We start from the raw sequence: 10,005 nt of genomic DNA, 5'->3' as shown, positions 1-10,005 counted from the left end.
CGGTAGTCCTAGTGGGCATCGATTGTTTCGGGAAGCTTGTTACAAGATCGATTGTGTGCGCCACCTGGCCGCTGTTTTTAGATCGAACGAATGACGGTGATTCGGACCGTGAATGCGTCGAATGTCGGCCCGAACGAACTTGACGACTGTTTCATTCACGGAGCCGTCGACGTCGGACGTCGACGAGCGTGGCGACCAACCCCACTGCTGCGGCCAGGATCAGCGCAAGCTCCGCCCCGAATCCGATGCGTGTTGCCAGCGTGAGCGAGCTTCGCAGTTCGACCGTCGATACCAGTACATCCGGCTCGAACAGCGGAGTTTGCTGCAGGACGTCCCCCTCGGGTCCGACCACGGCACTGACACCGCTCGTGGCCGCGACCACGACCGTGCGTCCGTGTTCAACGGCTCGCACCCGCGACATCGCCAGCTGTTGATACGTCATTTCCGTGTCGCCGAACGTGGCGTTGTTGGTGGGGATCGCGATGAATTGCGCGCCCGAACGAACGGACTCGTCGAGGGCCCGATCGAACGCGACTTCGTAGCATGTGGCTATTCCGGCCGCTATTCCTGCAGCGTGTACGACACCGTTTCCATTTCCAGGAACGAAATAACCCGCTCGATCGGCGTATTCCGAAAACAGCCGAAAAAAACTTCGGTAAGGCAAGTATTCACCGAAGGGCTGAATGATCTTCTTGTCGTGCCGCTCCCCTGGTCCGTCGGCGCCGTTCCACGCGATGACGGAATTGGTGTTCGTCTTGTTCGCGTTGACCAGGACGGTGCCCACCAGAATCGGGGCGCCGACGGCAACCGACGCCTGTGTGATCAGCGTCGCAGCGTCGGAGTTGCGCAGCGGGTCGATGTCCGATGCGTTCTCCGGCCACACGACTAGATCCGGCGCGGGTTGTCGGCCTGCGTCGACATCGGCGGCCAGCGCCATCGTTTCGCGCACGTGGTTGTCCAGCACCGCGCGCCGCTGCGCATTGAAGTCCAGCCCCAGGCGCGGAACACTGCCCTGAATCGCAGCGATCGTCACCGTTCGCTCGCCGTCACCGGCGTCGTTGGTGTGCAGAGTCGGGATCAGCGACACCGCAGTGATCGACGCGATCGCCGTGGTCACGACCGGTCCGACGAGTGCTCGGGCGGTGACCCGGCGGGTGAGTGTCAGCACCAGCGCGGCCAGTCCGGTACCGCTGAGCGCGACCCCGAAACTGAGGAGCGGTGCGCCTCCGATGCTTGCCAGCGGAAGCAACCAGCCCTCGGGTTGTCCGAAGGCCAACCGGCCCCACGGAAATCCTCCGAAAGGAACGCTCGACCGAAGCCACTCGGCTGCGCTCCACATCAGCGCCATCGACAGCGGCCACCATGCGCTCCGCGCAACCAGCACGGCCGTCATACCGAACAGACCGAGGAAGACCGATTCGGCTGCGGCCAGCGCGAGCCACGGCACCGGGCCGACATAGACGCCGATCCACGGAAGCAGAGGAACGAAGAAGGCGAGGCCGGCCACGTAGCCGTATCCGAATCCGCCTTTCAGCGACACCGATCGCCGACCGCCGAACCCCGTCAGAACCAGTGCCAGTACTGCGATACCGACGGGTGCCAGAAACCACAGCGTTCGCGGCGGAAAACTGGCGAAGACGAGCGCGCCGGCAACGGCGGCCAGGACGGTCGACAGCGCAGTTCCGTACAGCCGGGTCCGTCGCGCGGTCGGGGGGTTCTCACTGCTCATGGACGACCCGGCCACGGTGCACCGTCATCGAGCAGCGGGGACCGACGGACGACGCCTCGAGGCTGGGCAGCGGTGCCACGCCCGCACGGGGGTCGGTCGACCACCGTTGAACGCTGTCCTTCGGTGCTCGCACGACGAGCTCGTCGACGTCCCACACCGCGAAGGACGCGGGCGCTCCCGGCACGAGTGTGCCGGCCAAACCGTCGCGCACTCCCCCCGCCCGCCAGGCACCGCGCGTGGCAGCCGAGAACGCAGCACGAGGCGACACCGAACTCCCCGGAGTGCGGTGGTTCGCAGCAGCTTTTACCGTTGCCCATGGATCGAGGGGCGTCACCGGCGCATCCGAGCCGAACGCCAGCGAGACTCCCGCAGACGCCAGGCGTGCGAACGGATGGAGTTCGGCCGCGCGCTCGGAACCCAGACGCGCGGCGTAGAGGCCGTCGGCTCCGCCCCACGCGGCGTCGAACGCCGGCTGCATGCTGGCGATGACGCCCCACGACGCCAACAGGCCGGCTTGCTCCGCGGACACCATTGCCACGTGCTCGAGCCGGTGCCCGCAGGCCGCGACGGCGGGTGTGCCCAGATCGGCAACCACGCGGCCGAATGCAGTGACGGCGGCCGACACAGCGGCGTCGCCGATGACGTGGAAGCCGGCCTGAATTCCGGCCGTCGAGCAGACGGCGATGTGTGCCGCTATCGCGTCGACATCTGCGTACGACACACCGGTTCCTGGACCGTCGGCGTACGGCGAGCTCAACCATGCGGTGTGCGACCCGAGGGATCCGTCGACGAAGATATCGCCTGCCAATCCGTGGGCACCGGTCTCTTCGAGCAATTCGCGGGCGCGTTCGGCGGTATCGGCCAGCTCGCCCCAGTAGCCGCGTACTTCTACGCCGTGCTCGGTGTTCATCAGTTCGCGGAAATCGTCGATGCCCGACACCAACGGCCCCGCACATTCGTGAACCGCGACGATTCCGTGCGCCGCGGCGTCATCGAGCGCAGCAGCCCTGGCTCGGCGTCGGGTGTCGGCCGTGAGCAGCGAACGAGCGGTCTGCCGAGCACGATGGTGGGCGTCTGCGGTCAGCGGAGTCTGTTCGGAGTAACCGGAGGTGGCGTCGGCAGCGGACGCGGCGACCCGCAACCGGGTGGATACGGCGGCAGAATGCGAGTCGACTCGGGTGAGGTACACCGCTCGTCCGGGAGCGGCCGCATCGAGTTCGGCGGTGGTGGGAGGACGTTGTTCGGACCAGGTGGACTCGTCCCAACCGTGACCCCAGAGCAGTTCTTCTTGCGAGGACGCCGCATGTTCTCGCACCATGCGCATGCAGTCTTCGACCGACGTGGACCGGCTCAGGTCCAGGCCGATCAGCGACAGTCCGAGGTCGGTCACGTGAACGTGCGTGTCCACGAATGCCGGAGCGACGAACGAACCGGCCAGATCGATGATGGGAACGCCGGGATGCAAGGCTCTTCCGGTGCGATCCTCACCGATCCAGCTGATGATTCCGTCGGTCACGGCCATGGCGGTGGCATCGGGAGCCGAAGGACTGTAGATCCGTCCGCCGCAGAACAATTCGGTGGTCACGAGCGACCAGTCTGCCCCTACCGGTGGTACTTGGGGAAATCCCCGGCAGCGGGATCGACGCGGCCCGGGTCGATCACCTCACCCTCGAGAACGAGCGACGGCCCGGTGGTTCGTGGTCCGCGGTTCTCGCCGGCCGTACGGTCGTCGAGTACCTCACCGTCGATGACCGTGGGGCGCATGCGCCGGGTGGAGGCCGAGGCTCGGGGCAGCCACCGCGCGGCAGCCCACAGCACGGCAGGCCGGAGCAGCCAGCGAGTCGGTGGGATCAACAGCAACAGACCTACCACCGTGGTCACCAGACCGGGCACGAACATGGCCACCGACCCTGCAGCGAAGAGTGCGCCGTCGGCCACGGCTCCCTCGGCCGAGCGTTCACCCTGCGATGCGCGTCGCAGGCCGTACAGCACTCGACGGCCTTGCGAACGGACCAACAACGAACCGACCAACGATCCGCCGACGAGCAGCACCACGGTCCACAGCACACCGAGTGCACTGCCCACAGCGACCAGCGCTGCCACCTCGACCACGACGTAGAGTACGAACAGAGCGAGCATGACGGTCCTTTCTTCGCTTCGTCCGTACAACGTCCGGCACAGTCGTTTTTCTCCCGATGCGTCCCGTTTGCCGGGAGATTCTCAGGAACCAGGCCTGACGAGACCGGATTCGTAGGCCAGTACGACGGCTTGCACTCGGTCACGCACTCCCAACTTGGTCAGTATGCGGCCGATGTGGGTCTTGATCGTCGCCTCGGACAGGTGCAACACCGTCGCGATCTCGGCATTGGACAGCCCGGTTGCCAGGTGCGCCATGACCTCTCGCTCACGCCCGGTGAGGCCGTCCAGTACCGAGGGGTCGACGGCCGGCTCGGTGCGCTCGACGAATCGTGACAACAGCCTTTTGGTGACCTTCGGTGATACGACGGCGTCGCCCGCAGCGACGCTCCTGATCGCGGATACCAGATCCTCGGGCGGTGTGTCCTTGAGCAGAAACCCACTGGCTCCTGCCCTGAGGGCACCGAGAACGTGCTCGTCGAGATCGAACGTCGTCATCACCAGAACCCTGGTGTCCGATCCTGATTCGGTGATCGCTCGAGTGGCGGAGACCCCGTCGATCCCGGGCATGCGGACGTCCATCAAGACCACGGCGGGCGCCAGCCGTGCCACGGCTTCGATGGCACCGGAGCCGTCGGATGCTTCACCGACCACCTCGATGTCGTCCTGGGCTTCGAGCACCATGTTCAGGCCCATTCGCATCAGTTCCTGGTCGTCCACGACGACAACGGTGATCGGCACCGTCACAACCTAACGCCTACTCGATCGGCAGTCTCGCCCGCACGAGCCAGGAGCCCTGGGGTGTTCGACCGACCTGCAACGTGCCCTGCAACACCGCGACTCGCTCCCGCATCCCCACCAGTCCGTGTCCTCCGCCACCGGTCGGTGGCGCCGCACTGCCGGTGCCGTTGTCGGAGATTTCGACGGTGACGGTGTCTGCTTCGCGTGCGACCCGCACGACGGCTCGCGGGGCATGGCCGGCGTGCCGAAGAACGTTCGTCAGCGATTCCTGGACGAGTCGGTGTACGCCGAGACTGATCGCCGGACTGATGTCGTCGAGATTGCCCGTCTGTTCCAACTCGACGTTCAAGCCGGCTCGACTCATCATTTCCACGACGCGGGCCAGACCGGCCGTGCCGTACTCGGGCATGTCGTCCGCGTCGGGGGTCGTCCGCAGCAGCGCGACCGTTCTGCGCAGTTCGGCCAGCGCCTGCCGGCCCGTTGCCGAGATGTTGGCCACCGCCTGCTCGGCACGTTCGGGGTTGCGCCGGATGGCATACGACGCCCCGTCGGCCTGGACCACCATCACGCTCACCCCGTGGGCGACGACATCGTGCAGCTCGCGCGCGATGCGTGTTCTTTCCATGAGCACCGCCTCCTCGGCGCGGCGATCCCGGTCGTACTCGGCCACGATCAGGCGGGCCTCCATCGCCTCGTCGTATGCGCGTCGGGCACCGAGGAATTCGGCAGCGACCCACGACAGTGCGTACAGCAGAGCGCTGAACAGCAGCGTCGTGAACAACGGCTGGTGGAAGAGCAACAACGACGACACCGAGTAGGCGGCCACACCGGCGGCGTAGACGGCCCCCTGCGCGCGGCCGACGTAGGCCACCAGGGTGTAGAGCATGATCGGCAACGCCAGTGCGGCCGGATGGCCGTTGGAGGTATCCCCGACCATGGCTCCCCACACGTCGGCGACGAACGTCGACACGAGCGCCACGGCCGCCACGGACCTGGGGAACCGACGCCGCCACGCGACGGGAACGGTCAGGACCACCGAGAAGGCCAGAAACAACGGCCCGTTCAGGCCGTCGGCCGAACTCACGAAAACGAGAATCTCGATGACGAAAAGCCCACCGGCGAGCAGTGCGTCGGCCACGAACGGTTGGCCACGGAGCCACAGGCTGAATCGACGCATGTGATTGAGTTTGCCGTATGACTGTCGCGGACTGGGGATTGTTGATGGCCGCCGCGACAGCAGCAGGATGGGTCGACGCCGTGGTCGGCGGAGGCGGTCTCATTCTGTTGCCGGCGATCTTGCTCGTGGCACCGCAACTGACACAGCAGGCAGCCCTCGCGACCAACAAGGCGACCGCAGTCTTCGGAACAGTCGCCGCCGTCGTCACGTTCGCCCGCAAGGTCTCGCTCGACTGGAAGGTGCTCGTTCCTGCCGGCGCGATCGCGGCGACGACCTCGGCGGCGGGCGCTGCCGCGGTGTCGTTGATCGACCGCGACCTCTTCGTGCCGATCATCATGGTCGTGCTGGTCGGCGTTGCGGTACTGGTGACCTGCCGACCGACCATCGGTCGTACCGCGGCACCGTCGCCCCCGACACATCGGAAGGTTCTGATCGTCATCGGCCTCGCCGCAGCGGGTATCGGGTTCTACGACGGCATTCTCGGACCCGGCACCGGCACCTTCCTCATCATCGTCTTCGCGACGATGCTGGGCACCGAATTCGTCCGCAGCGCTGCGATGGCCAAAGTGATCAACGTCGGCTCCAATGTCGGTGCGCTGACCTACTTCGCATTCACCGGCAGTGTGTACTGGCAACTCGGTGCTGCGATGGCCGCCTGCAACGTCGTCGGTGCGGTACTCGGTTCGAGGACGGCGGTCGCCAGGGGCGCAGGCTTCGTCAGGATCGTGTTGCTCGTCGTCGTGATCGGCATGGTGCTACGCCTCGGCTGGCAACAATTCGGCTAGCGTCACAGTCGTGACGACACCATCGGACCGGTCGGTCGACGCCGACTTCCTCGCCCTCCCCCTGCGAGAACTGGCCGACGCCGCCCTGAGCGCGGCGCGCACGGCCGGAGCCTCGCATGCGGATTTCCGGGTGCAGCGGCTGACGACCCAGTCGATTTCACTGCGCGACGGCTCGGTGCAATCCGCCGTCGACGCCGGGGAAATCGGGCTGGCTGTGCGGGTGGTGGTCGACGGCACCTGGGGCTTCGCCTCCCACGCGGAGTTGAGTACCGACGCGGCTGCCACCACGGCGCGGCGTGCCGCCGAGGTGGCGACGGCGTTACGCGTGCTCAACCGCGAACGCGTCGAACTCGCGTCCGAACCGGTGTACTCGGACGCAGTGTGGGTCTCGCAGTACGAGATCGACCCGTTCGACGTTCCCACCACCGACAAAGTGGCGCTGCTAGCCGAGTACTCGGCCAGGTTGTCCGCCTCGGACGGCGTCGACCACGTCACGGCGTCGGTGCTGCAGGTGAAGGAACAGTCGTTCTATGCCGATTCGGCGGGCAGCTCGATCACTCAGCAACGGGTACGACTACACCCGCAGTTCGAGGCCACTGCCGTGGACCGAGCGGCCGGTGCGTTCGATTCGATGCGGACATTGGCACCGCCCGTCGGACGCGGCTGGGAATACCTCGGTGAACGCAGCACGTGGGACTGGGCGGACGAACTCGCGCGCATCCCGGAGTGGCTGGCCGAGAAGGTCAAGGCCCCGTCGGTGGTGGCAGGGCCGACGGATCTCGTCATCGATCCCACCAACCTGTGGCTCACCATCCACGAATCCATCGGACACGCAACGGAATACGACCGAGCGATCGGGTACGAGGCCGCCTACGCCGGGACGTCCTTCGCCACACCCGATCAGCTCGGAACCTTGCGTTACGGCTCGCCCATCATGCACGTCACTGCAGACCGTACCGAGGTGAACGGTCTCGCCAGTATCGGCTACGACGACGACGGCGTGGCCGCGCAGAAGTGGGATCTGGTTCGCGACGGAACACTCGTCGGCTACCAACTCGACCGGGTCTTCGCCCCGAGGCTCGGACTGGAGCGGTCCAACGGATGCTCCTACGCCGACTCCGCACATCACGTTCCGATCCAACGCATGGCGAACGTCTCGTTGCAGCCCGATCCCGAGACCGACCGGTCGACCGAGGAGGTCATCGCCGCGGTCGAGGACGGTATCTACGTGGTCGGCGACAAATCGTGGTCGATCGACATGCAGCGGTACAACTTCCAGTTCACCGGACAACGCTTCTACCGGATTCGAAACGGTGTGCTCGACGGCCAGGTGCGCGACGTCGCCTATCAGGCGACGACGACGGATTTCTGGGGTTCGATGGAACTGCTCGGAGGTCGCTCCACCTGGAAACTCGGTGGGGCATTCAACTGCGGCAAGGCCCAACCCGGTCAGGTCGCCGCGGTCAGCCACGGTTGCCCGGTCGCACTCTTCCGCGGGGTCAACGTCCTCAACACCCGATCGGAGGCAGGTCGATGATCGAGCCGCAGCAGGTGATCGAACGTGCGTTGGCGTGCGCGAGCGTCGACGACACCGTCGTTCTCGTCACCGACTCCAGCGACGCGACGCTTCGGTGGGCGGGCAATTCGATGACCACGAACGGCGTCTCCACTTCGAGGCAGTGGGTGGTGGTGTCCATCGTCCGGACCGGGGACGTGGCGCGGGTGGGTTCGGTGTCGTCCACCAGTGTCGATCCGAACGAGATCGCGGACATCGTGCGTGCCAGTGAAGCAGCGGCCCGCGCCGCCGAGCCTGCGGACGACGCGATGCCGCTGCTGACCCCCGATTCCGAGCCGGACGGCTGGGATCGACGCGCGCAGGACACGTCCATCGACGTGTTCGGTTCGCTGGCAACGGAACTGAACGTCGGATTCGACGGCCGAGACACGTTGTACGGATTCGCCGAGCATCGCTTCGACAACGTGTGGCTCGGAACCTCGACCGGAGTGCGACGCACGTTCACACAGCCGACCGGGTCGATCGAGATCAACGGAAAGCGGTCCGGGGCGAGTGCCTGGGTGGGGAAAGGTACAGCCGATTTCCGCGACGTGTCGGCGGCATCGATGCTCGGAGAATTGTCCACCAGGCTGGGCTGGGCGCAGAACACCGTGGAGCGTCCCGCCGGTCGGTACGACACGGTGTTGCCGCCCTCCGCCGTGGCCGATCTGATGATCTACCTGATGTGGACCATGGAGGGGCGCGGGGCCCAGGAGGGGCGCACCGCACTCTCGCGGGCCGGTGGCACCCGAGTCGGCGAGAAGCTCACCGAGCTGCCGCTGACGCTGCACTCCGACCCGCGCGAGCCCGGTCTCGGGTACGCGCCGTTCGTCGCGGCGGGCTCCTCCAGTGATGCGGTGTCGGTGTTCGACAACGGTCTCGGCATCGACCGGGTCGATTGGATCCGGGACGGCGCGATCGCAGCACTGGCCTATACACGCGCCGGAGCCCGGAAGTTCGAGGTACCCGTTGCCGTCCCCGGGGAGAATCTGATCCTCACCGGCGGCAGCGACACCGGGATCGACGCGATGGTCGCGTCGACCGAGCGCGGGCTGTTACTGACGACACTGTGGTACATCCGAGAGGTCGATCCGACCTCGTTGCTGCTCACGGGTCTCACCCGCGACGGTGTCTACGCCATCGAGGACGGCCGGATCATCGGAGCCGTCAACAACTTCCGGTTCAACGAGAGTCCTCTGGATCTGTTGCGACGTGTCACCGAGGCCGGACGGACCGAGGCGACACTGCCGCGCGAGTGGAAGGACTGGTTCACTCGCACGGCAATGCCGCCGCTGCGCATTCCGGACTTTCACATGTCCTCGGTCAGCGCCGCGCAATAGGGTCTGCGGGGTCGTTCCCGCAGGCCCTGCGTCCGACCGTTACTTGTCGGGTCCGGACAACTCGAGAGCGATGTTGTCGGGGTCGCGGAACTCCACGATGGACAGTCCGGGCCCTGCGTCCTTGATGCCCTCGTGCGCGATGCCGAGCTCATCGAGCGTCTTGACTGCATCCTCGAGCGCGGCACGGGTATCGACGGTGAAGCTGAGGTGGTCCAGCCCACAACGATCTTCGGCGAAGGTGTCGTCGCTCGGCGCGACCGGGCGCAGACCGAGCAAACCCCCGCCGAACTTGTAGATCACGCCGCCGAAGAGGAACCACAGGGCTTTCTTGGTCTCCTCGTCCGCGTCGGGATCCCAGGCGTAGGCGACCTCGAAGCCGAACACCGAGTCGTAGAACGATCGGGATCGGTCGATGTCGCTGACGGTGAGTCGGACATGGTTGTAATCGGTCACTGCAATAGGCACGTGGTGCTCCGTTCCGGCAGCAGGGGAAGCCGCCTCACGAAGCATTCGGAACTGCGCATACCAACGATGGTGTCGTC

General features: G+C 66.1%; 9 protein-coding genes. 3 read left to right on the top strand and 6 right to left on the bottom strand.

Features of this window, described 5'->3' with window-relative positions; all coding sequences use genetic code 11:
* Positions 1–151: 151 nt before the first annotated feature.
* From lnt to E4P29_RS15055, 5 genes are all read right to left on the bottom strand, one after another.
* Positions 152–1,729, bottom strand: coding sequence for an apolipoprotein N-acyltransferase (gene lnt / locus E4P29_RS15075; protein WP_135045858.1), 1,578 nt, complete (start codon positions 1,727–1,729; stop codon positions 152–154).
* Positions 1,719–3,314: an amidohydrolase gene (locus tag E4P29_RS15070; protein ID WP_135045856.1), complete on the bottom strand. Its 1,596-nt coding sequence runs from the start codon at positions 3,312–3,314 to the stop codon at positions 1,719–1,721. Before E4P29_RS15070 ends, lnt begins: the two co-directional genes overlap by 11 nt.
* A 17-nt stretch (positions 3,315–3,331) precedes the next feature.
* Positions 3,332–3,868 carry an FxsA family protein gene (locus E4P29_RS15065; protein ID WP_135045854.1) on the bottom strand — a complete coding sequence of 179 codons (537 nt, stop codon included), beginning with the start codon at positions 3,866–3,868 and terminating at the stop codon, positions 3,332–3,334.
* A gap of 81 nt (positions 3,869–3,949) precedes the next feature.
* The gene (locus E4P29_RS15060) at positions 3,950–4,606 is read right to left on the bottom strand and encodes a response regulator transcription factor (RefSeq protein ID WP_135045852.1); all 657 of its coding nucleotides are present in this window, start codon (positions 4,604–4,606) and stop codon (positions 3,950–3,952) included.
* Positions 4,607–4,622: 16 nt separating this feature from the next.
* Positions 4,623–5,783 carry a histidine kinase gene (locus E4P29_RS15055; protein WP_032372415.1) on the bottom strand — a complete coding sequence of 387 codons (1,161 nt, stop codon included), beginning with the start codon at positions 5,781–5,783 and terminating at the stop codon, positions 4,623–4,625.
* Between the two features lie 17 nt (positions 5,784–5,800).
* Here E4P29_RS15055 and E4P29_RS15050 point away from each other — a divergent pair, with 17 nt between their 5' ends.
* The 3 genes from E4P29_RS15050 to E4P29_RS15040 are packed head-to-tail and all read left to right on the top strand — an operon-like array spanning position 5,801 to position 9,463.
* Positions 5,801–6,568, top strand: coding sequence for a TSUP family transporter (locus E4P29_RS15050; protein WP_032370548.1), 768 nt, complete (start codon positions 5,801–5,803; stop codon positions 6,566–6,568).
* 10 nt (positions 6,569–6,578) lie between these two features.
* Positions 6,579–8,105, top strand: a complete 1,527-nt coding sequence (locus E4P29_RS15045) for a TldD/PmbA family protein (protein ID WP_135045850.1) — start codon at positions 6,579–6,581, stop codon at positions 8,103–8,105.
* Entirely contained in the window at positions 8,102–9,463 is a 1,362-nt protein-coding gene (locus E4P29_RS15040; protein ID WP_135045848.1) for a metallopeptidase TldD-related protein, read from the top strand. The genes E4P29_RS15045 and E4P29_RS15040 overlap by 4 nt, the downstream gene beginning before the upstream one ends.
* A gap of 39 nt (positions 9,464–9,502) precedes the next feature.
* On the opposite strand, the gene E4P29_RS15035 is transcribed toward E4P29_RS15040, so the two are convergent.
* Positions 9,503–9,928 (bottom strand): VOC family protein, encoded by a 426-nt coding sequence (locus tag E4P29_RS15035; RefSeq protein ID WP_027497108.1) that lies wholly within the window; start codon positions 9,926–9,928, stop codon positions 9,503–9,505.
* Between the last annotated feature and the right edge of the window lie 77 nt (positions 9,929–10,005).

It is taken from the genome of Rhodococcus sp. 1R11, from assembly GCF_004563845.1.
GTDB lineage: Bacteria > Actinomycetota > Actinomycetes > Mycobacteriales > Mycobacteriaceae > Rhodococcoides.
Note: the sequence above shows the minus strand (reverse complement) of the source record. Positions and strands in the feature narration are given on the sequence as shown.